18 protein-coding genes are annotated in these 24,714 nt (G+C 72.8%); 12 read left to right on the top strand and 6 right to left on the bottom strand.

Annotated features, from left to right (window positions below; all coding sequences use genetic code 11):
- Window positions 1–2 precede the first annotated feature (2 nt).
- Both HHX41_RS13320 and HHX41_RS13325 read left to right on the top strand, forming a co-directional pair.
- Window positions 3–4,148 (top strand): alpha-(1->3)-arabinofuranosyltransferase family protein, encoded by a 4,146-nt coding sequence (locus tag HHX41_RS13320; RefSeq protein WP_310741967.1) that lies wholly within the window; start codon window positions 3–5, stop codon window positions 4,146–4,148.
- A complete protein-coding gene (locus HHX41_RS13325) occupies window positions 4,145–5,128 on the top strand; it encodes a DUF3068 domain-containing protein (protein ID WP_182906193.1) in 984 nt (327 codons plus the stop codon). The genes HHX41_RS13320 and HHX41_RS13325 overlap by 4 nt, the downstream gene beginning before the upstream one ends.
- On the opposite strand, the gene HHX41_RS13330 is transcribed toward HHX41_RS13325, so the two are convergent.
- Together HHX41_RS13330 and HHX41_RS13335 are read right to left on the bottom strand one after the other, a co-directional pair.
- On the bottom strand, window positions 5,069–5,839 hold the full coding sequence (locus HHX41_RS13330) for a bifunctional 2-polyprenyl-6-hydroxyphenol methylase/3-demethylubiquinol 3-O-methyltransferase UbiG (protein ID WP_182906194.1): 771 nt from the start codon (window positions 5,837–5,839) through the stop codon (window positions 5,069–5,071). The genes HHX41_RS13325 and HHX41_RS13330 overlap by 60 nt on opposite strands.
- Before the next feature lie 1,901 nt (window positions 5,840–7,740).
- Entirely contained in the window at window positions 7,741–8,994 is a 1,254-nt protein-coding gene (locus HHX41_RS13335; protein WP_310741968.1) for an acyltransferase, read from the bottom strand.
- Window positions 8,995–9,180: 186 nt separating this feature from the next.
- Between HHX41_RS13335 and HHX41_RS13340 the strand changes: the two genes are divergently transcribed.
- From HHX41_RS13340 to HHX41_RS13355, 4 genes are read left to right on the top strand one after another with little or no spacing between them, the layout of a single operon-like run.
- Entirely contained in the window at window positions 9,181–10,107 is a 927-nt protein-coding gene (locus tag HHX41_RS13340; protein ID WP_182906195.1) for a DUF3068 domain-containing protein, read from the top strand.
- Between the two features lie 50 nt (window positions 10,108–10,157).
- The gene (locus HHX41_RS13345) at window positions 10,158–11,072 is read left to right on the top strand and encodes a decaprenyl-phosphate phosphoribosyltransferase (RefSeq protein ID WP_182906324.1); all 915 of its coding nucleotides are present in this window, start codon (window positions 10,158–10,160) and stop codon (window positions 11,070–11,072) included.
- A complete protein-coding gene (locus tag HHX41_RS13350) occupies window positions 11,069–12,406 on the top strand; it encodes an FAD-binding oxidoreductase (protein WP_182906196.1) in 1,338 nt (445 codons plus the stop codon). The genes HHX41_RS13345 and HHX41_RS13350 overlap by 4 nt, the downstream gene beginning before the upstream one ends.
- Window positions 12,407–12,416: 10 nt before the next feature.
- Window positions 12,417–13,217, top strand: coding sequence for an SDR family NAD(P)-dependent oxidoreductase (locus tag HHX41_RS13355; protein ID WP_169982928.1), 801 nt, complete (start codon window positions 12,417–12,419; stop codon window positions 13,215–13,217).
- Window positions 13,218–13,260: 43 nt separating this feature from the next.
- Here the strand turns inward: HHX41_RS13355 and HHX41_RS13360 are convergent, their stop codons facing one another.
- Together HHX41_RS13360 and HHX41_RS13365 are read right to left on the bottom strand one after the other, a co-directional pair.
- Window positions 13,261–14,406, bottom strand: coding sequence for a S1 family peptidase (locus tag HHX41_RS13360; protein WP_182906197.1), 1,146 nt, complete (start codon window positions 14,404–14,406; stop codon window positions 13,261–13,263).
- A 242-nt stretch (window positions 14,407–14,648) separates the two neighbouring features.
- On the bottom strand, window positions 14,649–15,953 hold the full coding sequence (locus HHX41_RS13365) for a WD40 repeat domain-containing protein (RefSeq protein ID WP_182906198.1): 1,305 nt from the start codon (window positions 15,951–15,953) through the stop codon (window positions 14,649–14,651).
- Window positions 15,954–16,300: 347 nt separating this feature from the next.
- Between HHX41_RS13365 and HHX41_RS13370 the strand changes: the two genes are divergently transcribed.
- The gene (locus HHX41_RS13370) at window positions 16,301–16,456 is read left to right on the top strand and encodes a hypothetical protein (protein ID WP_182906199.1); all 156 of its coding nucleotides are present in this window, start codon (window positions 16,301–16,303) and stop codon (window positions 16,454–16,456) included.
- A gap of 137 nt (window positions 16,457–16,593) precedes the next feature.
- Here the strand turns inward: HHX41_RS13370 and HHX41_RS13375 are convergent, their stop codons facing one another.
- On the bottom strand, window positions 16,594–17,556 hold the full coding sequence (locus HHX41_RS13375; protein WP_182906200.1) for a LysR family transcriptional regulator: 963 nt from the start codon (window positions 17,554–17,556) through the stop codon (window positions 16,594–16,596).
- Window positions 17,557–17,785: 229 nt separating this feature from the next.
- Between HHX41_RS13375 and HHX41_RS13380 the strand changes: the two genes are divergently transcribed.
- Both HHX41_RS13380 and HHX41_RS13385 read left to right on the top strand, forming a co-directional pair.
- Entirely contained in the window at window positions 17,786–18,913 is a 1,128-nt protein-coding gene (locus tag HHX41_RS13380) for a nitronate monooxygenase family protein (protein ID WP_182906201.1), read from the top strand.
- A gap of 48 nt (window positions 18,914–18,961) precedes the next feature.
- On the top strand, window positions 18,962–20,185 hold the full coding sequence (locus HHX41_RS13385; protein ID WP_259400911.1) for a damage-control phosphatase ARMT1 family protein: 1,224 nt from the start codon (window positions 18,962–18,964) through the stop codon (window positions 20,183–20,185).
- Window positions 20,186–20,189: 4 nt separating this feature from the next.
- Here HHX41_RS13385 and HHX41_RS13390 read toward each other — a convergent pair whose 3' ends face one another.
- On the bottom strand, window positions 20,190–21,005 hold the full coding sequence (locus tag HHX41_RS13390) for a crotonase/enoyl-CoA hydratase family protein (protein WP_310741969.1): 816 nt from the start codon (window positions 21,003–21,005) through the stop codon (window positions 20,190–20,192).
- 207 nt (window positions 21,006–21,212) lie between these two features.
- Here HHX41_RS13390 and HHX41_RS13395 point away from each other — a divergent pair, with 207 nt between their 5' ends.
- Genes HHX41_RS13395 through HHX41_RS13405 form a run of 3 tightly spaced genes read left to right on the top strand, consistent with a single transcriptional unit; the run spans window position 21,213 to window position 24,710 of the window.
- On the top strand, window positions 21,213–22,760 hold the full coding sequence (locus HHX41_RS13395; protein ID WP_182906203.1) for an acyl-CoA synthetase: 1,548 nt from the start codon (window positions 21,213–21,215) through the stop codon (window positions 22,758–22,760).
- Window positions 22,750–23,670 carry a Zn-ribbon domain-containing OB-fold protein gene (locus tag HHX41_RS13400; RefSeq protein WP_182906204.1) on the top strand — a complete coding sequence of 307 codons (921 nt, stop codon included), beginning with the start codon at window positions 22,750–22,752 and terminating at the stop codon, window positions 23,668–23,670. Before HHX41_RS13395 ends, HHX41_RS13400 begins: the two co-directional genes overlap by 11 nt.
- Window positions 23,670–24,710, top strand: coding sequence for a thiolase domain-containing protein (locus HHX41_RS13405; RefSeq protein ID WP_182906205.1), 1,041 nt, complete (start codon window positions 23,670–23,672; stop codon window positions 24,708–24,710). The genes HHX41_RS13400 and HHX41_RS13405 overlap by 1 nt, the downstream gene beginning before the upstream one ends.
- Window positions 24,711–24,714: the final 4 nt, after the last annotated feature.

Here is a 24,714-nt window from a genome sequence, read left to right on the forward strand (position 1 = left end):
CCGTGTCCGTCGACGTCCCGGTCCAGCCGCGGGAGCCCGCGCGGGAAGAGGTGACCCGCGCGCCTGACGAGAGCGCCGGAGCCCCGGAGCCCGCCCCCGCCGCCCGTCCCGCGCCGCCCGGCCGGACGCTGCGGCACCGGCTCCGGCTGCTTGCGGGCTGCCTGCTGCTGGCGGCCGTCGCCTTCAACACCGCGCCCGGCGCGGTGATCTCCGAGACCAAGCTCGACATGGCGGTGAACCCCCTGGGGTTCCTGTCGCGCGCGCTGCACCTGTGGGATCCGGCCTACTTCGGCCACCTGCAGAACCAGGCGTACGGCTATCTCTTCCCGATGGGGCCGTTCTACGTGCTCTTCCGGGCCATGGACATGCCCGCCTGGGACATCCAGCGGCTCTGGATGTCGCTCGTGCTGTGCGCGGCGTTCCTCGGGACCGAGCGGCTGGCCCGGGCGATGGGGATCGGCTCGCCCGGCACCCGGATCCTCGGCGCGCTCGCCTACGCCCTGGCCCCGCACGCGCTGGCCCTGATCGGGATCAACTCCTCGGAGTTCCAGCCGAGTGCCGTGCTGCCGTGGGTGCTGCTGCCGCTGGTCCGGGGCACCCGGGAGGGCGCGAGCCCGCGCCGGGCCGCCGCGCTTTCGGCCGTCGCGTTCCTGTTCGCGGGCGGCGTCAACGCGGCGGCGGAACTGGCCGTGCTCGTCGTCCCGCTCGTCTACCTGCTCAGCCGCCGCCACGGCGGGCGCAAATGGGCCCTGCTCGGCTGGTGGCTGCTGTTCGTCGGCCTCGTGTCGATGTGGTGGGTCGTCCCGCTGCTGCTGCTCGGGCGCTACATCTTCTCGTTCCTGCCGTTCATCGAGACGGCGTCGGCGACCACCAGCGTCACCTCGCTGGTGAACGCGCTGCGCGGCACGTCGAGCTGGATCTCGTTCCTGCCGGTGGACGGGCAGCCGTGGCTGCCGGCGGCCTACGACCAGGCCACCGTGCCGTGGCTGGTCGCCGCGACGGCGCTGGTGGCCGGGCTCGGGCTGACCGGCGTCGTCCGCAGGGCGACCCCGGAGCGGACGTTCCTGGTCCTGAGCGTGGTCGCCGGCCTGCTGATCGTCACCGCGGGCCACGCGGGCGACCTCGCCCACCCCTGGACCGGCCAGGTCAGGGACCTGTTCGACGGGCCGCTCGCGCCCTTCCGCAACCTGCACAAGTTCGACGCGCTGATCCGGCTGCCGCTGGCGCTCGGCCTGGCCGCGCTCCCCGTCGCCCTGCCGAGCACAGGACCGGCGCGCCTGCGCGGGCCGGTCACCGCTGCGACGGCCGGGCTGCTCGCGCTCACGCTCGTGCCGGTCGGGACGGCCGGGATGACCGCCCGCGGCTCCTTCGCGGACCTCCCCACCTACTGGCGGGAGGCGGCGGCCTGGCTGAACCGCAACGCGGGCGACGGCATGGTCCTCGCCATGCCCGGCTCGGCCCGGGGGGAGTATCTGTGGGGCCGGCCGCTCGACGAGCCCATGCAGTCGCTGCTGACCGTGCGCTGGGCCACCCACGCCAACGTGCCGTGGGGCTCGCCCGGCCTGGCCCGGCTCGTGCAGGCGGTGGACGAGCGCTTCGCCACCGGGCGCGGCTCGCCCGGCCTGACCGAGGCCCTGCGCCGCGCCGGGGTGAGCCACCTGCTCATCCGCAACGACCTGATCAGGGAGACGCTCGGCACCGCCTGGCCCGCCCGGGTGCACCAGACTCTGCAGGACTCCGGGCTGTCCAGGACCGCCGAGTTCGGGCCGCTGGTCGGCCTGACCGCGAGCGGCACCGCCTCGGGCTGGCTCGACCAGCCGTACCCGGCGCTGGAGGTCTACACGATCCCGGGGACGGCCCCGCTCGCCTCGACCGTGCCCCGTGCGGGCACGCTGCACGTGGAGGGCGCCTCCGAGGCCGTGCTCGACCTGGCCGAGGAGGGCCTGCTCACCGACGACCGGCCGGTGCTCGTCGGCGACGAGCCGGGCGCCGCGGCGATCCCGCCCCGCGACACGATCCTCACCGACACGCTGCGGAAACGGGACATCGTGTTCGGCGACGTACGGCGCATCGCGTCGGCCACGCTGCCCGACGACCAGGCGCCGGTGACCACCGACCTCACCGACCCGGCCTGGTCGGCGGCCACCTCGACCGCCCGCTATCTCGACGTGAAGGACGTCACCGCCTCGTCGGCGGACTCCGGCGTCACGGCCGCCGCGGGCCAGCGCGACCCCGGGCGGCAGCCGTACGCCGCGCTCGACGACGACCCGCGCACGGGGTGGCGGTCGGACGGCTGGCACGGCGCGGTCGGGGAGTGGCTGGAGGTGCGCTTCACCGGCCAGGTCGACCTGACCGAGATCTCGGCGGCGTTCGAGCAGGAGGCGGTCGGGCCGCCGGTGGCCGAGGTCGCGCTGGAGACCGAGCGCGGCGTGCGGCGCGTCGCGGTGGCGCGGACCGACGCGCTCCAGCCGCTGCTGCCGGTGCCGGGGAAGAGCCAGTGGCTGCGTATCCGGGTGACCAGGCTCGCGTACGAGCCGAAGACGGCGCTCGGCAGCCGGGTCGGCATCACCGACCTGCGCGTCCCGGGCGTGCGGGCGGTGCGGACGATCTCGGTGCCGGACACCGGCGCGGGCGATCCCGGCACGATGCTGCTGACCAAGCAGGGGGACGCCGACGCGTGCATGCGGGGCTCGGTCACCTGGACGTGCTCCTCGCGACTCCAGATCCTGGGCGAGGACGGCAACGGGTTCGACCGGCTCGTCCCGGTGGCGCGCGACGGCGTGCGCACGCTGCGCGGGCAGGCCGTGCTCACCGACCCCAAGGCGGCTGACCTGCTCACCACGCTGCCGAAGCAGTACCCGCACGTGAGCGCGTCCTCGACGGCGGCCGAGCACGGCGCCGTGCTGGGCCGCCAGGCGATGGACGGCGACCCCTCGACGCTGTGGTTCGCCCAGCCGTTCGACCGGCACCCGACGCTGTCGATCGACCTGGGGACGACCCGGAGCTTCTCGCGGATCCGGGTGCTGTTCCCCGACTCGGCGCAGGGCATCCCGCCGGTGAAGCTCACACTGCGCGCGGGGACAGCGCTCACAGAAACACGGGCCGTGCAGGGCTGGGTGGACCGCGACGGCGTGTTCACCTTCCCCGCGCTGAGGACGCGGACGTTCTCCATCGAGTTCACCGCGCCCGCCTCCCGCGCGATCGAGGTCGCCGAGATCGCCGTCCCCGGGGTGAAACCCCTCGGCGGCCTCGGCGCGATCCCCCTGCGGCTGCCCTGCGGCTACGGCCCCACCCTGCGGGTGGACGGCGACGACGTGCCGACCCGGGTGGTCGAGGGCACCCTCGACGACGTGCTCAACGGCCGCCCGCTGACCTACTCGGGCTGCGCGCCCGTGCACCTGACCGAGGGCCGCAGCAGGGTCAGCGTGGCGCCGGGCGACGCCTTCCGGGTGCGCTCGGTGGTGCTGGACGACGGAAGCGGGCAGGAGCGGAAGGCGGTGACGGCCGCCCCCGCCACGGTGACGTCGTGGGGGCCGCAGGAGCGCCGCCTCCGGGTCGCCGCCGCAGCCCCGTCCTATCTGGTCGTCAACGAGAACTTCAACGCCGGCTGGCAGGCGTACGTCGACGGAGCGCGGCTGACCCCGGCACGGCTCGACGGCTGGCGGCAGGCGTGGGAACTGCCGGCCGGCGGCGGCGAGGTGGTGCTGCGCTACGAGCCCGACCCGGCCTACCGCACGGCGCTGCTCGCCGGGCTGGGCCTGGCCCTCGCGGTGGTGGCCCTGGCGCTGGTGCGCGGCCGGTCGCGGTCGCGCGCCGCCGGGCCGGGCCGCGTCCGCGCGCTGTGGGTGTGGATCGCGGCGCCGCTCGCCGGGCTGTGGGCCGGGGGCGTGCCGGGTGTGGCCGTCGTCGCCGTCGCGCTGGCGGCGTTCCTGTGGCTGCGCGCGATCGCCGGCGCCCAGCACGCGGGTCCGAGCCGCCTGCGGGCTCTCGCCCGCCGCGGCGCCTCCGCGTGGGTGGTGCTCGTCGCGCTCGGCCTCGCCGGCGTCGCCCAGGCCGCGGGGCAGGGCCCGGCCGCCGACGCGCTCTGCCTCGTCGTGCTCGCCCGGCTGCTGGCCGCCGTAGGGGATCAGGGAGAGGTGAGCCGATGACAAGCGCTCTTCCGCGGTCGCCGCGCACGCTGCTTCTGGCGGGCATCGCCTTCCTGGTCACCGTGGGGGTGCTGTTCCACTTCTACGTCTCCCCGCGGACCACGGTGCTGCCGCTTGAGCTGACGAGGATCCAGCGGCTCGTCTCGCCCTCGGCCACCTACCTCGACACCGCCACGTTCCGCCTCCACCGGGGCGTGCCCGTGCAGAACACGGTGGCCGTCTACGGCGATCCGCGGGCCGGGGACGACCGCACGGCCGTGTGGGTGGAGTTCTCCTCGCTCGACACCCGGGACGGCGAGCGCGTCGACTACCACGAGCGCCGCACGGCCTTCGACCGGCGGACCGGCCTCGCCGTCGACTGCTGCGGGGGGTACGTCGACGAGGATCCCGGCGTACGGCAGACCGGGCTCGCCTTCCGCCTGCCCGCCGGGGCGGAGCCGCGCTCGTACGGGATGTTCGACCCGGTGCTGCGGCGGGAGGCGCCGATGCGGTTCGAGCGCGAGGAGACCGTGGAGGGCCTGCGGACCTACCGCTACACCTACGCGGCCGGGCCGGTGAAGACGGCCGACCTGCCCGGACCGGTGCCCGGCAGGTCGGTCGGCATGCCCGGCGAGCCGCGGGTCACCGTGGCGAGATACACCGAGATCACCCGCACGATCTGGGTCGAGCCGGAGAGCGGGCTGACCGTGCGCACGCAGGAGCGGCGGCGCGACACCCTGCGCACGCCCGACCAGGTCGAGCGGCAGGTCGCCTTCGACGCCGACCTGAGGACGAGCGCCGCCGAGGTGCGGGCGTTCGCCGACGAGGCGGCCCGGTTCCGCCGGTGGATCCTGCTGACGCGCGAGTGGATCCCGCTGGCGTGCGGCCTGCTCGCGGTCGTGCTCGCCGCGGTCTACCGGATCGGCACCCGGACGAGGAGGTCAGCGGCGGCGCAGCACCAGCAGCAGGTTCCACGTCACGATCTCGCGAACGCCGGGTAGATGGATCACCGGGGTCGCCCAGCGAGGGTGATAGCGCGGCAGGGCGTCGACGAGGTCGGCGCCGGGGTGCCGCCGGGCCCACGCGAGCGCCCGGGCCACCGACACGGCGTACATGCTCGTGCCGTACACGTTCTTGGGGGAGCGGCCGTGGCGGCGCGTGTAGCGGCGCGCGGCGCGGTGCCCGCCCAGGTAGTGCCACGGCGAGGTCTCGTGGCCGCCCCAGGGCGACAGCCAGTTGGTGAACGACAGGTAGACCAGGCCGCCCGGCCGCGTCACCCGCACCATCTCGTCGCCCATCCGCCACGGGTCGGGCACGTGCTCCAGCACGTTGGAGGAGAAGCACACGTCCACGGAGCCTGTCTTCAGCGGCAGGTCGAGGGCGCTGCCGAGCACCGCGCCGTCGGGGATCGCGCCGGTGCGCGCGCTCATCTCCCCGGCGTCGCAGTCCACGCACACCGGCCGCGCGCCCACGGCGCGCAGCGCGTCGGTGAAGTAACCGGGCCCGCCGCCGACGTCCGCGACGAGCGCGCCGTCCAGGTCGGCGTACGCCGCGAGCTGGGCGACGGTGTCGCGGGCGAGCAGGCCGTAGAAGAAGTCGGGGTCGGTCTGCTCCTTGCGGAAGGCGCTGAACAGGCGAATCGAACGGGCCAGGTCGGCGCGGAACGGCTCGGCGTGCACGACGTCCCTCTCCTGTCGGGTGCGCCGGAGCATAACACCCCTTTTGTCCCACTGCGCTGGGAGAATCCCGATGAGTCAGATCATGCGTACCGGACAGCCCGGCATGGCGCCGGCATGGCGAGCGGGCCTGGCGAATCCTGTCATGATCGCGGCGGTCCTGCTGGTCGCGGCGTCGCTGGCGGTCCGCGTCCCCGTCCTCACGTCGTCCTCCTTCGTCGAGGACGACTTCCTGTTCGTGGGTGACGCCTACGAGCACTCCCTCACGTTCGACTTCCTGTTCCGCGTCCACAAGGGTCACCTGATGCCGGGGGCGCTCGGGCTCACCTGGGTGCTGTCGCGGCTGTCGCCGTACGACTGGCTGCTGGTCTCGGCGGTCACGTTCGCGGTCCAGGCCGCAGCGGCGGTCATGCTGCTGCGGCTGCTCGTGCGGTTGTTCGGCACGCGGCCCGGCATCATGCTGCCGCTCGCCCTCGCCCTGTTCTCGCCGCTGACCATCCCGGCCTTCGGGTGGTGGTCGGCCGCCATCAACGCGGTGCCGCTCCAGCTCGCCATGGTCATGGCCCTCGCCGCCCAGGTGAGGTACGTCAGGGAGGGCGGGGCGCGGCACGCCCGCTGGGCCTTCTTCTGGGTCCTAGCCGGCATGGCGTTCAGCACGAAGGGGGTCTTCGTCCCGTTCCTGCTGTTCGCGCTCACCACGTCGCACCTGCGGCCGTGGGCGGGCCCGTGGCCGGCGCTCATGCTCCGCGAAGCGCGCGCCCACTGGCGGCTGTGGGGGTCGTACGCGGTGCTGACGGGCGCGTACGCGGCGCTGTACCTGGCCCGCCGCGGCACCGCGCCGGGCGAGGGCGCGGCCGTCCCGGCGCCGGGCGACGCGGCTGACCTGCTGGGCCGCCTGCTGGGCGAGGTCTTCCCCGCCGGGGTGGTCGGCGGGCCGCTGTCGTGGGGCCCGGTGCTGCCCAACGGCGGGCTGGCCGACCCGAGCCCGCTGCTGGTGGCCGCCGGATGGGCCGTGCTCGCCGCACTGGTGGCCGCCACCGTGCTGTGGCGGCGGCGGGCCGTGCGGGCCTGGCTGATCCTGGCGGGCTACCTGGTCGCCGCGGACGGCGTGCCCACGGCGATCGCGCGGGGCACCGGGCTCGCCCAGGTCGTCGGCTCCGAGACCCGGTACGTCGCCGACGCGGCGATCGTGTTCGCGGTCTGCCTGGGGCTCGCGCTGCTGCCCATGCGGGACGAGACCGAGCCCTACCGGCGCCCGATTCCCGCCGGGAGCGGGCTGCCGACGGCGGCGGGACTCCTCGCGGGCGCCTACCTCGCGATGTCGATCGTCTCGATCCAGAACTACCGCGACACGCTGTCGGGCGACCGTGTGCGGGCCTACCTTGCCGCGGTGCGGGCCTCGCTCGCCCGGGTGCCGGACACGGCGGTCATCTACTCCAGCCCGCTGCCCGAGGACATCGTGCTGCCCTGGAACGGCAACCGCAGGCTCAGCCACCACCTGCTGGCCCCGCTCGCCCGGCCCGCGCTGCGCGCCCGGATACGGGTGCCCGAGCCGTCGGAGCAGGCGCTCGTCTTCGACGACAAGGGCGGGCTCGCGCCGGTCGAGGTCAAGGCGTCGGTCGGGGTGGTGCCGCCGGGGGGCCGCCCGTGCTTCCCGCTCTTCGGCGACGCGATCTTCTTCCCCGACGTCGTGTCCTTCGGCGGGCCCGGGCCGATCGCCGGGCTGGCCTACACCGCCGAGCGCGCGGGCACCGGCGATTACGAGATGAGCGGGCAGCGGGGACAGTTGCGGTTCCACGCCACCGGCTCCGGCGGCGCGCTGGTGCGCTTCCCGGTCACGGCCGTCGGCAAGGGGCTGCTGATCCGGCTGGACGACCCGTCGGGGGTCTGCCTGAAGGGCTTCGCCTACGGCGACCCCGTGCCCGGCGCGCCCGCCCCTACGGCCGCGGCGACGCCGCGGCCGTCTCCGTCGGTGTCTCCGTCGGTGTCTCCGTCGGTGTCTCCGTCTCCGTCCGCTTCCGTGACGAGGTCGCCAGGCGGGCGAGGCGCCTCGCCGGCTCCTCGACGTACCGGTGGGTGAGCGTGGCGAGCAGCAGCGTGAGCGCGCCGACCACGACCAGGTTGCCGGCGAAGTTCCCGCTCCACGCCTGTTGCTCGGTGAAGTCGTACCAGAGATAGAGGGCCACGAACTGCCACAGGAACACGCCGTACGACACCCGGCCGAGGAAGCGCATCACCCGGCTGCTCAGGAAGCGGCCGTACGGCGAGCCTCCGGCCGGCAGCAGCGCGGCCGGGGTCACCAGCCCGGCCGCCACCGTGGCGTACAGGGCCAGCTCCGACAGGTCGGCCCAGACGCCGTCCACGCCGCTGAAGCGCGTGCCGGTGAGCGGCGAGGCCGCCACGGCGTACGCGAGGGCGGCGACGAGCAGGAACGAGCCCGCGGACGCGCCCACCGCCCGGACGAGGCGATGCGCAGGGCCGCCGGGGTCGCGTTCCTCCCGCGCCCACTCGGAGACGACGGCCAGCGCCATGCCGACCGCGAAGAACACCCAGGCCCGGGGCAGCCAGGCGTTCAGGAAGGGCCGGTAGACCGGGTAGTAGGTGAGCAGCGCCCACGCGAACGACGACGCGGCGAGCACGGCGACGCCGGTCAGCAGCCGCCGCGCGCGGGCGTCGAGGCCGGGGCCGCCGCGCCGCGCGAACGCCGCGAGCACGGCGGCGACCAGCGGCAGCAGCACGTAGAAGGCGGCCTCGACGCACAGGCTCCACATCTGGGCGAGCCCGCGTGGCCCGAGGCCGAACCACCAGGGGTGGATCTCGTAGGTATGGCCGAGCAGCAGCAGTTGCAGCCACGTCTTGACGTCGCCGAGGTGCGGCTTGGACCACAGCACCATCGCCACGACCACGACCAGCCAGTACGCCGGGAGGATGCGCAGGGCGCGCTTGACGAGGTAGTCGCGGGTGCCCGGGGGACGCCCGCCGAGCAGCGCGGCACGCGCGTACGGCCGGTAGAGGAGCAGCCCGGACAGCGCGAAGAAGATGGGGACCGCGACGTCCCCCCGGGCGAGCAGGCTGCTGAAGAAGTTGTCGTGCAGCGCCGCCGCCGACTCGATCGCGACGTGGAAGACGAGGACGGCGAGGGCCGCGAGGGCCCGCACGCCGTCGAGGGCGTCGACGTGACCGGTGGGCACGGCAGTGTCACGAACGGGTTGCGAACCGGCGGGTAACATGTCACGAGTCACCGACGAGCTAGAACCTGTTTCGGTCACTTTTCCATATCCCTCGTGACGTCGGTCACTGCCCCGTCTAACATACAGCGAAATAGAAACCTGTTTCAGGATAAATAGGCGTCAACTGGCCTGCCCCCAGGAGGAGCGATGCGCCGCGCAGTGGGAGTTGTTCTCTTGGCAATCGGGGCGTTCCTCGTCGTCTTCGCGCCACTGCTGCGGTTCCAGGTGGCGGACAAGCTCGTGCAGGCGCCGGCCGACCAGTACAGCGTCGCGAAGCTGACCGCTCCCAACGCGCGTTACTTCAGCATGCGCGACCTGAAGGTCCTCACCGGCGACCTCGACATCACGGTCACCGTCCGGGGCGACGTCAAGGAGTCCAAGGACGACCACGTGGTGTGGGACCAGTTCACCGCCGCCAGCGACGTCACCAACAACAACCCGCGGATCTCGATGACGCAGTTCCGCAGCGCGTTCAACAAGTTCAACGGCCAGGGCGTCACCTGCTGCGGCACCAGCGTCGACAACGGGGAGGGCGCGCAGCCCGTGCAGCTGCAGGGCCAGGTCTTCCTGTTCCCCTTCGGCGTCGAGAAGAAGACCTACCAGGTGTTCAACGCCGACGCCCGTAAGGCGTACGACGCGACGTTCACCGGTGAGGACACGGTCAACGGGCTGCCGGTCTACAAGTTCACACAGCAGATCCCCCCGACCGTCACCGACACGCTCAGCGCGCCCGCCTCCGTGCTCGGCATGAAGGGCACCGGGGACATCCAGGTCGAGCGCGTCTACGACGGCACCATCACGTTCTGGGTGGAGCCGAACACCGGCGTGGCGGTCAAGCAGGAGCAGCAGCGCCACGAGGTGCTGAAGACGTCCGACGGTGTCGAGCGCCTGCCCGCCTTCATCGCCACCGCGTCGTTCACCCCGGAGACCGTCGGCAACCTGGTGCAGACGGCACGCGACAACATGGCCCAGATCACGCTGATCAGGACGACGCTCCCGCTGGTGGCGCTCATCCTCGGGCTCGCGCTCGCCGTCGTCGGGGCGTGGCTGCTGCGGCCCCGCCGCGTGAACTGACCCGGGAAGCGGACCGGTCCGTGAAGCGGGAGAGCGCGCTGAACCCGCCGATGGGCCCGCCGGTGGCGACGCTTCCGGCGGGCACGCCCTCCCGGCGCGCATGCGCGGTCGGGCTGGCGCGGGCCTGCCGGCCCCGGCAGTGGCTCAAGAACGCGCTCGTCTTCGCCGCACCGGCCGCCGCCGGAGTGCTGACCACCGGGGCGGGCCTGCGCGGCTCGCTCGTCGCGTTCGCCGCCTTCTGCCTGGCCGCGAGCGGCTCCTACCTTTTCAACGACGCGGCCGACGTGGCCGCCGACCGGCGCCACCCGCGCAAGCGGCTGCGCCCGATCGCGTCCGGGATCGTGTCCGTACGGCTCGCGCGGGCCGTGGGCGCGGCACTGCTGGCGGCCGGTTTGCTCGCCGGGCTCGCGGGCGGGTGGCCGCTCGCCGCCGTGGTGGCCGCCTATCTCGCGCTCACCTTCGCCTACACCCTCTGGCTCAAGCACCAGCCCGTGGTGGACCTGGTCGCGGTGGCCTGCTGCCACGTGGTGCGCGCGTACGCGGGGGCGGTCGCCGTGGCCGTGCCGGTGACGAGCTGGTTCCTGGTCGTCGTCTCGCTCGGCTCGCTGCTGCTGGTGACCGGCAAGCGGGAGGCCGAGCTCCGCGCCCGGCCCGGGGACGGCCCGATCGCCCGGGCCACGCTGGAGACCTACACCGCGAGCTACCTCGGCCACGTGCGTGTCATGGCCTCGGGGGCGATGATCGTCACCTACTGCCTGTGGGCGCTCCAGGAGCACACCGGGCCGGCCAAGGTGTTCTGCGCGCTCAGCATCGTGCCGTTCGTGCTGGTCGTGCTGCGGCACGCGCTGCTGGTCGACCGCGGAGTGGGGGAGGAACCCGAGGAACTAGTGCTGCGCGACCGCCCGCTCCAGGTCTTCCTCGCGCTGATGCTGGTCCTGCTGGCGTGCGGTATCCAACTGGCATGACTCTGCTGACGGGATGGGGGCGCACGGCGCCCACGCGCGCCACCGTGGCCCGCCCGCGCATCGCCGAGGAGGCGGCCGCGCTGCTGGCGAAGGCGGGAAGCCGTGGCGTCGTCGCCCGCGGCCTCGGCCGCGCGTACGGCGACGCCGCGCAGAACGCGGGCGGGCTCGTGCTCGACTGCACCGCGCTGGAGCGGTCGTGGCAGGTCGACTCCACGGGGCTCGTCACCGCGTCGGCGGGAATCAGCCTGCACGACCTCATGACCGCGCTCGTCCCGCGCGGCTGGTTCGTCCCGGTGACCCCCGGCACCCGGTACGTCACGGTCGGCGGGGCCGTCGCGGCCGACGTGCACGGCAAGAACCACCACGTGGACTCCTCCTTCGGCGCCCACCTGCGCTCGCTGCGCCTGCTCACCGCCGACGGGAGCCTGCGGACGCTCGGCCCCGGCGACGACCTGTTCTGGGCCACCGTGGGCGGCATGGGGCTGACCGGGGTGATCACCGAGGCGACGTTCCGGTGCGTGCCGGTCGAGACCGCGTGGGTGCGGGTGGACGTCGAGCGCACCCGCGACCTCGACGAGACCCTGGCGACGATGACCGCGACCGACGACGGTCACCGCTACACGGTCGCGTGGATCGACCTGCTGGCGCGGGGCGGGCGGATGGGCCGGGGCGTGCTCACCCGGGGCGACCACGCCGTGCCGGGCGACCTGCCCGCCCGCGCGCGCGGGAACCCGCTCGCCTTCGCGCCGCGGCCCCTGCTGTCGGCCCCGCCCCGGGTGCCCGGCGGCCTGCTCAACCGGGGCACCGTCCGGGCCTTCAACGCCGCCTGGTACGGCAAGGCCCCCGCCGCCCCGCGCCGGATCGTCCAGGGCATCGCGCCGTTCTTCCATCCGCTCGACGGCGTGGACGGCTGGAACCGGATGTACGGCCCGCGCGGCTTCGTGCAGTACCAGTTCGTGGTGCCGATCGGAGCGGAGGACACGCTGCGCCGGGTGGTCGAGCGGCTGTCCGGCGCGGGGGTCGTGTCGTTCCTGACCGTGCTGAAGAGGTTCGGGGCGGGGACCCCCGGCATGCTGTCGTTCCCCATGCCGGGGTGGACGCTGGCCCTGGACATCCCGGCCGGGCAGATCGGGCTGGCCGCGATGCTGACCGAGTTCGACGAGTGGGTCGCCGCGGCCGGGGGCCGCCTCTACCTGGCCAAGGACTCCCGCATGTCCGCCGCCACCATGGCCGCGACGTACCCCCGGCTGCCGGAGTGGCGGGAGATCCGGCGCCGGGCCGACCCGGACGGTGTCTTCGTCTCCGACCTCGCCCGTAGGCTGCGCCTGTGCTGAAGGAGTGGTTGTGAGGAACGCACTGGGTTCGGTCGACACCGTCCTGCTGCTCGGCGGGCGCAGCGAGATCGGCCTCGCGATCGTGGAACGGCTGGTCCGGCGGGGCGCCCGCCGGGTCGTGCTCGCCGTCCGCGGTGCTTCCGCACCCAGGGAAAACGGTGCCTCCGCGTCCGTGAAGGACGGCGGCGCCGCCGTGCCGGTGGAGGACCTCGAACGGCTCGGGGCCGAGGTTCACGTGCTGGACTTCGACGCCGCCCGCCCGGAGACGCACGCCGCCCTGATCGAGGAGGCCGCCGCCAGGGCCGGCGACCTCGACGTGGTGATCCCGGCGTTCGGCGTGCTCGGCAGCCAGGCGGTCTACGACGCCGACCCGGTGGCCGCCGCCCGAGACGTCGCGGTCAACTTCGGCGGCCACGTCTCGATCGGGCTGGCCGCCGCCGGGCGGCTGCGCGAGCAGGGACACGGCACGCTCGTCGTGCTGTCGTCGGTGGCCGGGGTGCGGGTGCGCAAGGCCAACTTCGTGTACGGCTCGGCCAAGGCCGGGCTCGACGGCTTCGCCCAGGGACTGGCCGACGCGCTGCACGGCTCCGGGGCCCGGGTCGTGGTCGTCCGGCCGGGTTTCGTGATCGGCCGGATGACGCGGGGGATGACCCCCGCCCCGATGTCGGTGACGGCGGCCGAGGTCGCGGACGCGGTCGTGGAGGCCCTGGACACGCGGCAGGGGACCGTGTGGGTCCCCGCGCGGCTGCGCCTCGCGTTCGCCGTCATGCGCCTGCTTCCCCGCCCCATATGGCGCAGACTCCCCCGCTGACCCTGTGCCGGGCCGGCGGGGGAGCCTCCTCCGATCGGCTGGATCAGCCGGTGACGAGGGTGAGGCCGTACGCCGAGAGGGCCTCGTTGACGGGCTGGAAGTAGGTGGTGCCGCCGGAGGAGCAGTTGCCCGAGCCGCCGGAGGTCATGCCCTGGGCCTGGCTGCCCGAGATGAACGAGCCGCCGGAGTCACCGGGCTCGGCGCAGACGTTGGTCCGGGTCAGCCCGCTGACCGTGCCCTGCGAGTAACGGACGCTGGCGTTGAGCTGCTGGACGGTGCCGCAGCGCCAGCCGGTGGTCGAGCCGGACCGGCAAATCGAGGAGCCGACGGCGGCGACGCTGGAGCCGGCCACCCTCACGTTGCCGTACGACACGATGTTCGTGGGCGTCCAGTTGCTGTTGACCGCGACCCAGGAGTAGTCGTTGCCGGGGAACGAGGAACCCTGGAAGGTGCCCTGCGCGACCCGGTTGTAGCCGGTCGTGGTGTTGCCGGCGCGGCCGCAGTGGCCGGCGCTGACGAAGCCGGGCGTGCTGCCCCTGCGCACCGAGAAACCGATGGAGCAGCGGGCGGAGCTGTTGATGTAGTACGCGTCGCCGCCCTGCAGGTTGTAGAAGGTCTGCGGCTGCTCGTTGGACTGCTCGACGCGTACGGCGGACTTGTCGGCGCCGCTCGCGGCCACGAACGCCTCGGCCTCGGCGGTGTTGGAGGACAGCACGACGACGCTGTTGCTGCGCACGTCGACGTACCAGACGGACGTGGAGGCGGGCGCGCCGGCGGCGGCCCGGTCCAGCGCGGCCTCGGCGGACTCGAGCGTGGCGAGGTTGCGGCCGACGATCTTCGGCTGCGCGCCCGCGGACAGGATCGCGCCGGCCTTGGACGCGTCGGCGGTGGCGACGATGAAGCTCTCGGAGGTGGTGCCGGAGACCCAGGATCCGGCGTAGGCGTCACCGATGGTGGCGCGCACCTTGGCCTCGGTGGCCATGGCCTTCGCCTCGTTCGCGAGGCGGGCGTCGACCTGGGCGGAGGTGAGTCCGAGGTCGCGCTGCATCGCCTCCACCATCGCGGGCGGCGGCTTGACGGCGGAGGAGGCGGGAGAGTTGTTCGGCTCGGCCATGGCGGGGGTGGCGACCGTGGCGAGGGCCGTGACGGCCAGAGCGCATCCGGCGAGTACGGTGCGTCTGTGGAGCATGTGGGGCTCTCCTTGTCTTTGGGGGGTGCCGTCAACGTAACCGACCTCCGCTGTCACGTGGATCTATCAATTCGCCCCTATCACCGAGTTATGGAACCGCCCTCGCTGGGGGATTCGCTGGCCCGGAAATAACCGCCCTCGGACCTCCGGGCGTGCGTGAGCGCGAGAAGAGGCAGGCGCCGCGGCGTACGCCGGCGACCGGGCGGGCGATCAGGCTCGGCCCGAGTCCCACAGGACGGCCGCTATGTCTCGGCGGCGCCGTCCGTGTCCCCGGAGGAAGACGTATCGGTCGAGGCGGTGGTTTCTCGGAAGTTGGCGGTGCGGGTGTCCTGGATCTTCCGGGCTTCCTTCAACTGGGCCTGCAAGTAGAGGATGCGTCTGTGAAGCGCTCGGTCGTCAGGCGGCCGGGTGCTCCTCCACAACCGCACGATCCTGTCCGCGCCCGCGGTGGCGAGCAGATGGCCATGCGGGTGGAAGGCGATCGCGCGGATGGGACCCGTGTGGCCGGTCAGCGGACGCCCCACCTGGTCACCGGAGTTCAGCCGCCAGAACCGGACCATTCCATCGTCTCCGGCGCTGGCCACCAGGTCCGCTGCCGGGTGGAAGGCCACCGCCCGGACGGGACCTATGTGACCGGCCAACGGCTTGGTAGCAGCCTGGCGTGCGGCCACATCCCACAACCGCACCGATTCGTCGTCGCCACCGCTCGCCAGCGTGTGCCCGTCGGGGTGGAACGCGAGCGCCACCACAGCCCCGCTATGGCCTGCCAGCGCCTCTCCAACGGGTTCGTCCATGGTGGTATCCCACAGCCGCACGACGCCGTCGTCGCCGCCGTTGGCGAGCACACGCCCAAACGGCTCGAATGCGAGGGCCCAGCCGGCGCCGTCATGGCTGTGCAGAGGTTCCCGCAACGGCTGCCCCGAGCCGGCGTCCCATAGCCGCACGGTTCCGTCGATGCCGCCGCTCGCCAGTACGCGCCCGTCGGGGTCGAAGGACACCGACCAGACGCTGCCCGTGTGCCCCCGCAACGGCTCACCCACCGGTCGTCCTGAGTCGGCATCCCAGAGCCGGATCTCCTTGTCGCTGCCTCCGCTGGCCAGCAGACCTGTCTTCGGGTGGAAGGCCACAGCCACAACGGCACCCGTATGGCCCAGCAAAGGCTCCCGTAACGGCTTCCCCGCGGCGACATCCCACAACCGCACCGCCCCGTCACCGCCGCCGCTCGCCAGCACGCGCCCGCCGGGATCGAAGGCCACCGACCAGACGGCGCCGGAATGGCTCCCCAGAGGGCCGCCTGCCAATCGGTACAGATCTTCCGGTTCACCCTGCGCTTCGAGGATCGGTCCCTGAGACACTTCCGCCCGTACCTCGGACCGGGTCCTGGCAGCCGGGTGGGGTTCGGCCTGGTCCTGGGCGCTACGGGCGGCGACCCAGAGAGCGTGGAACTCCGTGACATCGCCCTTCAGCGCCTCAACGACGAGTTCCAGGTTGCCCCACCGCGGCAGCTTCTCGCAGCGGACGGCCTCATGCGCCGTGGTATGGCTCATCGCCCCCGTCCGTCTGGCCAGAGTGCGATAACTGGGCTCGCCCGCGTGTACATACAGGGTCCTCAGTCGCTCGCGCAGAGTGGCCAGAGCGGTCTCACGTGGCAGGTGGCTCGGCGATGGCATTTCCATCGCAGCATCCCATGATGCCGGGAGCGAAATCCAGAAATGTCAGGGAATGTAAAGCGAATGACCTCTCCTCCGACTCGGGCTCTGATGTAAGCCCGTTCAGCAGGCGTCCGGATTCATCAGATGGCGTAAGGCCTTGGAGCCCATCGTCAACCGTGCTCCGGCACGCCCCATGCTGGTATCACGCCCACAACACCAGCCATGGGTATGGAGATCCCTGAATGGAGTTCGGTGACATGCTGCCCCACCTGACCGCCCTGGTCACGGCGAGCGCCGTGCTGTTGTCCGTTCCTGCCGCTACTTACATGTTCTCGGCCGACTCAGGGCGCCGTTCCCGGGCGCTGCGCCTGCTGCGGTTACTGTTGTTGCGCCGTTAGTGCTGTGCAATGCGGGAGATACGCGTAATAGCAGGTCCAGCTCGATCGGCAGCCCGTACGCGCAGCTGCGTGGCGGTGTGGCAGACGCCGGCCCGGCCCGCCCAGGCCGGTCGGTCACGAGTCCCGCCGGCGGCCGGCTAAGGAACCGCGCCGTATTCGGGGTTGGTGACGAGCCAGTCCGCGTAGCGGGCACTGCGGCGGACCGCGTCGGCGTACGCGGCCCGGGCGTGGGCGGCGACCACGGGGGCGGCGGCCCGCGCGCCCATCGAGTCGGCGTGCCAGCCGAGCAGGTGCCGCCAGCGCAGCGGCGCACCGGCCAGCGGCATCATGACCAGCCCGGCGGTGAGGCGGAAGGTGGCCTGGCAGAGGGCGACCGCCTTGCCCACCCCGACCAGGTGCAGGCAGGTCGCCACGTCCGTCTCGTAGATGGAGTCGGGGACGAACCCGGCCCGGGCGCAGGCGGCGGCGAAGCAGTCGGCGAAACAGCCGTCGCCGGGGGCGACCGTCCAGTGTTCGTCGGCGAGGCTGGACAGCTGCAGTTCCCTCTCCCCGGCTAGTGGGTGGTCCTCCGACAGGAGCACGAAGACCGGGTCGGTGCCGACCGTGGTCCAGTTCATCGCCTCGGCCGGGGGAGGCGGGCTGTCGCCGCACGTCCCGAGCAGCACGAAGTCGAGCCGGCCGGCCACCGCGAGCGAGGTCAGCTCACCGGCCGACCAGGACGTGCGGGTGGTGACCGGGATGCCGGGCTGGTCGGCGGTCAGGCGCTCGACCAGCCCGCCGAGTATGGGCCCGTTCGTCGCGCCGATGCGATAGCCGGGCAGTTTGACCGAGGTGTTGGCGAACCGTACCGCGTCCTCCTGGAGGTCCCGTACGGCGGGCAGCAGCACCCGGGCGCGGGCCAGCACCATCTCGCCGAGAGGAGTGGGACGGGCGCCGTTGCGGTCGCGTTCGAACAGCGGACCCCCGAGTGAGCGCTCGATGCGCTTGAGCTGAGCGGTTAGGGACGGTTGGGCGAGGCCGAGCCGGGTGGCCGCTTTCGTGACGCTCCCGGCTTCGGCGACCGCGTGCACGATTCTGAGGTGGCGGATCTCCAGATCCATAGGGGGAAGGTACGACTCCCGTGGTATGGCCGCAATCCCGCATTGTCATGAAATCTGACTTTAACGGTGGTCATCGCCGGGTGATCGCCGCCCCGGCGCGCTGGAACGTGTTCTCGCGAGAGTTCCCGCCGCGTCCCCGGCCGTCGAGTTACCGACTGGTAGGAACGCGCCGAACGCAGGTCACTAGAACGCGTTGCAGTTCGCTGGAGGCCGTCGTACGTTCGAAGGCATGCGGACACGTGTCACCGACATGTTCGGTATCGAGTTCCCGATCTTCGCCTTCAGCCACTGCCGGGACGTCGTCGCCGCGGTGAGCCGTGCCGGCGGCATGGGAGTGCTCGGCGCCCTGTATTTCACCCCCGAGGAGCTCGAGATCGAGCTCAAGTGGATCGACGACCACGTGGACGGCCGCCCGTACGGCGTGGACGTGGTGATGCCCGCCTCCTACGCGGGGTCGGACCTCGACGTGGACTCCCCGGCCGACCTTGTGGCGCGGCTGCAGGGGATGATCCCGCAGGGGCATCGGGCCTTCGTGGAGGACCTGCTGGCCCGGCACGGCGTGCCGCCGCTGGACGGATCCGACTCGGGCAAGGTGCTGCTCGGCTGGACCGACGCGACGGCCCGGCCGCAGGTCGAGGTCGCGCTCCGGCATCCCATCGCGCTGCTGGCCAACGCCCTCGGCCCGCCGCCCGCCGACGTCGTGGAGCAGGCGCACGCGAAGGGCGTGAAGGTGGCCGCGCTCGCCTCCACGCCGCGCCACGCCGTCAAGCAGGTCGAGGTCGGCGTGGACGTCGTCGTGGCGCAGGGCACCGAGGCGGGCGGCCACACCGGCGAGATCTCCACGATGGTGCTCATCCCGCAGGTCGTGGACGCGGTGGACGTGCCGGTTCTGGCCGCGGGCGGCATCGGTTCCGGCCGTCAGATGGCCGCGGGCATGGCGCTCGGCGCCGAGGGCGTGTGGACCGGCTCGATCTGGCTGGCGGTGGAGGAGGCCGACACCTCCGAGACCGTACGGCGGCGCATCATCGCGGCCACCTCCCGCGACACCGTCAGGTCGCGGAGCTGGACCGGCAAGCCCGCCCGCCTGCTGAAGAACGAGTGGACCGACGCCTGGGAGTCGGCCGAGTCGCCCGGCACGCTGCCGATGCCGCTGCAGTTCATGCTGATCTCCGACGCGCTGCGGCGGATCGGCAGGTCGGACGCGACCGAGCTGGCCACGTTCCCGGCCGGTCAGATCATCGGCGCGATGAACCAGGTCAAGCCGGCCAAACAGGTCGTCTTCGAGATGGTGGAGGAGTACGTCGAGGCCATGGAACGCCTCGGCCGCATCACCCGGGACGAGTCCCGGGACGAGTGAGGCCCCCGCCCCCCGCTCGCGTGGCGCCCTGCTGCTTTACTGCTGGGGATGTCCCGCGAGCTGGGGGAGGACGCCGCGATGAGCCGTGCCGGTGACGAGACCGTGGCGGAGGCCCCGCCCATCCCGCCGCCGATCATGGGGAACGTCCCCGGTTCCTACGCCCTGAGCGTCTTCAGGGAGCGGCATCCCGTGCTCGTCCGCCAGGTCGCGCGGGCGCTGCCGTACGACCCGGACCGGCGGCGCGCGCTCGACCGGCTGCTCGACGAGGTCGTCCGTGACGTCATGGCGCCGCTGGAGCCGTCGGCGCACGACGGCGCCGCCTGGGCCGAGTGGGGACGCGGGAAGATCGGCCGCCGCTACGTCGACGTGCCGTTCCTGTGGGGCGAGAGCTACTTCTACCGCAAGCTTCTGGAGGCCACCGGATACTTCGGCGACGGCCCGTGGCGCGGGGTCGACCCGTTCGGCCCGATGAAGCAGGCCGAGCTCGAGGGCCCGGTCGTGGACGGGGAACTCGCGGCGCTCGACGAGACGGCGACACTGTCCCCGGACGAGCAGGCCCGGGCGCTCCTGCTCGGCTCGCTCTGGGGCAACCGCGCCGACCTGTCCTTCGGCGTCACGCTCGACGGGGACCACGAGAGGGCGACCGGCCTGGTCGTGGACGACGGCCCACTGCTGTGGTCGCTTCTCGAGGCCGCCGCACCGGGGCGGATCTGCCTGGTCGCCGACAACGCGGGGCGCGAGCTGCTGCCCGACCTCGTGCTCGTCGACCATCTCCTCGCGCGCGGGCTCGCGGGCGAGGTCGTCCTCCACGTGAAGCCCGTCCCGTACTTCGTGTCCGACGCGACCCCGGCCGACGTGCTCGCGTGCCTGCGGCGGCTCGCCGCGGCCCCCGGCCGGGCCGGGGAGGCCGGCGCCCGCCTGTGGGCCGCGACGGAGGAGGGGCGTCTCAGACTGCGGGCGCATCCCTTCGCCTGTGCTCCGCTGCCCTACTCGGACATGCCGGACGACCTGCGCGAGGAGTTCGCCTCGGCCTCGCTGACCGTCATGAAGGGCGACCTGAACTACCGGCGGCTCGTCGGCGATCGGATGTGGCCGGCGACCACGCCGTTCGCCGCGGTCACCGGCTACTTCCCCGGGCCTGTCGTCGCGCTGCGCACGCTGAAGTCGGACGCGCTCGTCGGCGTGCCGGAGCGGACGCTGGCGGAGCTGGACGCGACCGGCCGCCCATGGCGCACCACCGGCACTCACGCCATGGTCCAGGCCCGGCCCTGACCGGCTATCGGCCCTGGTAGACGGGTGGGCGCTTGTCGCGGAAGGCGCGCGCGCCCTCCTTGGCGTCCTCGGAGCCGATGACCGGCCAGCCGATCGCGTCGGAGACCTTGAACGCCTCGGCCTCCGGCATGCCCAGCGTCTCGCGGTAGGCACGCAGGATCGCCTGTACGGCGAGCGGCCCGCAGGCGGCCACCTGGCCGGCGATCTCGCGGGCCGCCGCGAGCGCCTGGCCGTCCGGCACGACCCGGTTGACCATGCCCATCGCGAGCGCCTCGGCGGCCGTGACCGCCCGGCCGGTGAGCAGCACGTCCATGGCGAACGCGTACGGGATCTGGCGGGGCAGCCGGATGGCGCTGCCGCCCATCGGGAACAGCGCCCGCCTGGCCTCGAACAGCCCGAGCGTGGCGCTCTCGGCGACGACGCGCAGGTCGGTGCCGACGAGGAGTTCGGTGCCGCCCGCCACGGCGTAGCCCTCGACCGCGCACACGATCGGCTTGGACGGCAGCGCCTCGGGGTCGCGCAGCAGGCCCTTCCAGTGGTAGTCGGGGATCTCGGCGGCCCGGCGGCGCACCCGCTCGTCCTGCGACGGCGTGCCCATCGCCTTGAGGTCGGCCCCGGCGCAGAACGTGCCGTTCGCCCCGGTCAGGACGCCGACCCGCACCTCGGGCTCGTCCGAGATGTACTGCCAGGCCTCGGCCAGCCCCACCAGCATGTCCTGTGAGAGCGCGTTCCTGGCCTCGGGGCGGTCCATCGTGACGACCACCACGTGACCGTCGCGCTCGATCCGGCAGTGCGGGGTGCTGATGGGCAGGAGCTCCACAGGTGTCCTCCAGCGGGACGGCGTCACCGGTTCGATCAAGCGCTTGTTAGACATCGCGCGCGGGGTTAGTCTGCCCGCAAGAACTAGAACCGATTCTCATCTGAGTCGCTCCGCATTGCCAGATCTTGTCAGCGTCGTGCCGGCGTGCTTCACTTCGCGGCCGCTGACGCCCGGGCTTTGTGGCGCACCCCCATAGGGAGCTGGCACATGGGCTCACTCGGTTTCTGGAGGCTCGCGCAGGCCGACCCCGCGTGGATCGCGGCGGTCGATCCCGACGGCACGGAACACTCCGCGGGCGAACTGCTCGCCCGGGCCAACAGCATGGTCCACGGCCTTCGTGCGCTGGGCCTGCGGCCGGGCGACGGCATCTGCGGCCTGCTGCCCAACGGCGCGGACGGCCTCGTGCTCTACCTCGCCGCCCTGCAGGCGGGGTGGTACTACACGCCGGTCAACTGGCACCTCACCGGGCCGGAGATCGGCTACATCGTCGCCGACAGCGAGGCCGCCGCGTTCCTTGTCCACGAGCGGTACGCCGCCGAGGCTGTCAGGGGCGCCCGGGAGGCCGGTATCGCGGCCGAGCGGTGCTTCTCCTACGGCGAGATCGAGGGCTTCCGCCCGGTGGCCGAGCTGACCGGCGGCATGCCCGAGACCCTGCCCGGCGACCGTACGGCCGGGGCCACCATGCACTACACCTCCGGCACGACCGGCAGGCCGAAGGGTGTGCGGCGCGCGCTCACCGGCCTCGACCCCGACGACGCCGCCGAGCTGATGACGGGCCTGCTGCGGCTGTTCGGCGTGACGCCGGGGCGGCCGAACGCCCACCTCGTCACCTCGCCCAGCTACCACACGGCCGTCACCCAGTTCGCCGGTACGGCGCTGCACATGGGCCACACGCTGGTCTTCATGGACAAATGGGACGCCGAGGAGACCCTGCGCCTGTGCGAGCGGCACCGGGTGACGAACTCCCACATGGTCCCCACGCACTTCAAGCGGCTGCTGTCGCTGCCCGAGGAGACGCGGCGGTCCTACGACCTGTCGTCGCTGCGGTGGATGATCCACGCCGCCGCGCCGTGCCCGGTGCCGGTCAAGTGGCAGATGCTGGAGTGGTGGGGCGACGTGATCTACGAGTACTACGCCGCCACCGAGGGCGGCGGCACGATCGCGACCCCCGAGGACTGGAAGAAACGGCCGGGCACGGTCGGGAAGGCCTGGCCGGGCAGCGAGCTGCTGATCGTGGACGACGAGCTCGCCCCGGTGCCCGCGGGCACGCCCGGCACCGTCTACATGAAGATGGGCATCTCCTTCGAGTACAAGGGCGATCCGGAGAAGACCGCGGCCAACCGGTTGCGTGATTACTTCACCGTCGGGGACATCGGCTACCTGGACGAGGACGGCTTCCTGTTCCTCTGCGACCGTAAGGCCGACATGATCATCTCGGGCGGGGCCAACATCTATCCGGCCGAGATCGAAAAGGAGATCATGGTCCACCCGAAGGTCGCCGACGTGGCCGTCTTCGGCATCCCGGACGACGAGTGGGGCGAGCGCATCATGGCCGTCGTCGAGCCCGCGCCCGGCGCCGTCCCCGGGCAGGAGCTGGCCGCGGAGATCGTCCTCTCGCTGGAGGGCCGCCTGGCCCGCATGAAGTGGCCGAGCGTGATCGACTTCATCGACGAGATGCCCCGCGAGCCGAACGGCAAGCTGCTCAAACGCAAGCTCCGCGCCCCCTACTGGGAAGGCAGGGATCGTGCCATCTGAGGAATCGCCGGTCGCCACCCACGTTCTGGAGTTTCCCGGCGGCTACACGCGGACGACCGGTCCGGTCATCGGGCGGTTCCTCACCGAGCTGCGCGACCGGCGGCTGGTCGGGGTCCGTACGGCCGGCGGGCGGGTGCTGGTGCCGCCGCTGGAGTACGACCCGGACACGGGCGAGCCGGTCACCGGCGAGTACGTGGAGGTCGGACCGGCCGGGACCGTCCAGGCGTGGGCCTGGGTCGGCTCCCCGCGCCCCGGCCATCCGCTCGACCGGCCGTTCGCCTGGGCGCTGGTCAAACTCGACGGCGCGGACACGGCCTTGGTCCACGCGGTGGACGCCGGAAGCCCGAAGGAGCTGCGGCCGGGCCTGCGGGTCCGCCCGCGCTGGCGGGCCGCGACGACGGGCCACATCACGGACATCGAGTGCTTCCTGCCCGAGGTCACCTCGCTCGTCGCGCCGGTGCGGGCCGAGTATCGCGTCATGCCGGGCCGTGCGCTCACCCGCTTCCTCGAAGGCGTGCGCGACGGCAGGTTCCTGGGCGGCCGGTGCGCCGAATGCGCCGCCGTCTACGTGCCCTACCGGGTGTCCTGCCCCGCGTGCGGCTCCGTCGTGGAGGAGGAGGTGGAGGTCGCCGACACCGGCACCGTCACCACCTACGCGATCAACAACCTGCCCGACCCACGGGCCCCCGAGGTGCCGTTCGTCTCGGCGTACGTGCTGCTGGACGGCGCGGACACGCCGATGATCGCGCTTATCGGCGGCATCCCGGCGCACGAGGTGCGGCAGGGCATGCGGGTGCGCGCCGTGTGGGTGCCGCCCGAGGAGCGGACGCCGTCGATGACCAACGTAAAGTGGTTCGAGCCGACCGGCGAGCCGGACGCCGACCTCGACGACTCCATCGGGGGGTCGTGATGAGGGACGTCGCGGTCGTCGCCTTCGCCCAGACCGTCCACACCGGCCACGACACCGGGCTGGCCGAGCCGGAGCTGCTGCTGCCGGTCATCGACGAGGTCAAGCGGGCGACCGGGCTCAAGAGGTTCGGCTTCACCTGCTCCGGCTCGTGCGACTACCTGGCCGGGGCGCCGTTCTCGTTCGTCTCGGCGCTCGACGCGGTCGGCGCCTGGCCGCCGATCAGCGAGAGTCACGTCGAGATGGACGGCGCGTTCGCGCTCTACGAGGCGTGGGTGCGGCTCCAGCACGGCGACATCGACACCGCCCTCGTCTACGGCTTCGGCAAGTCGTCGATGTCGGACATCCGGGAGATCATGACGCTCCAGCTCGATCCGTACTATCTGGCGCCGCTCGGGCTCGACCAGGTGTCGTACGCCGCCCTGCAGGCCTGCGCGGTGAACGCGGACAGAGCGGCGCTGGACGAGATCGTACGGCGCAGCCGGGCCGACGGCCGGGCCAACCCCTACGCCCTCGACCTGCCCGACCCTTCGGGAGAGGAGTTCGAGGTCGAGCCGCTGCGGCCGTACGACGTCGCGCCGGTCACGGACGGAGCGGCGGCCGTGGTGCTGGCCGCCGGGGACCGCGCCCGCGAGCTGGCCGGGCGGCCCGCCTGGATCACCGGCATCGCGCACCGCGCGGAGCCCCACTACCTGGGCATGCGCGACCTGTCCCGATCGGTGTCCACGGCCGAGGCGGGCCGGGCGGCCGGCGTGGGCAAGGGCCCGGTCGACGTGGCCGAGCTGCACACCCAGTTCAGCCACGAGGAGCCCATCCTGCGCGCGGCGCTCGGCCTGTCCGGCGACGTGACGGTCAACCCGTCCGGCGGGCCGCTCGCGGCCAACCCGGTCATGGCCACCGGCCTGATCCGCCTCGGTGAGGCGGCCCTGCGGATCCTCGACGGCTCGGCCGCCCGCGCGGTCGCGCACGCCACCTCGGGCCCGTGCCTGCAGCAGAACCTCGTCGCCGTGCTCGAAGGCGCCGTCCTCGACCAGTCTCTGTAGGAGT

The organism is Microbispora sp. H13382 (assembly GCF_014161445.1).
Classification (GTDB): Bacteria; Actinomycetota; Actinomycetes; order Streptosporangiales; family Streptosporangiaceae; genus Microbispora.